This window comes from Streptomyces sp. NRRL WC-3605 (assembly GCF_001509795.1).
In the GTDB taxonomy this organism is placed as follows: domain Bacteria; phylum Actinomycetota; class Actinomycetes; order Streptomycetales; family Streptomycetaceae; genus Streptomyces; species Streptomyces viridochromogenes.
Genome location: NZ_LLZN01000026.1, coordinates 1 through 241, shown reverse-complemented (window position 1 = coordinate 241; position 241 = coordinate 1). Strand labels below are relative to the sequence as shown.

1 protein-coding gene is annotated in these 241 nt (G+C 66.0%); it reads right to left on the bottom strand.

Features of this window, described 5'->3' with window-relative positions; genetic code table 11:
• Positions 1-42: 42 nt before the first annotated feature.
• Positions 43-241, bottom strand: a 199-nt coding sequence (locus ADL34_RS05630; RefSeq protein ID WP_159038890.1) for a hypothetical protein, incomplete at its 5' end; no start/stop codon positions are given.

Here is a 241-nt window from a genome sequence, read left to right as displayed (position 1 = left end):
GACGGCGGCAGCGGCCTCGAACCACACGCGCACCGACGCATGTCAGCCCACGTCCACCAGGACGCCCGTCTCTTCGTCGGTAAGGCTGTCGAAACAGGACTCCATCGTCGCCATGGCGGTGGATTCGACCCACGGGTGCATACTGCTGTGCCGGGCGTTCAGGATCCAGCCCCGCTTCTTGTACGTGGCCATGACGTAGACACCGCCGTTCTCCGTCGGCACGTCCTCGGTGGGCGTCGTC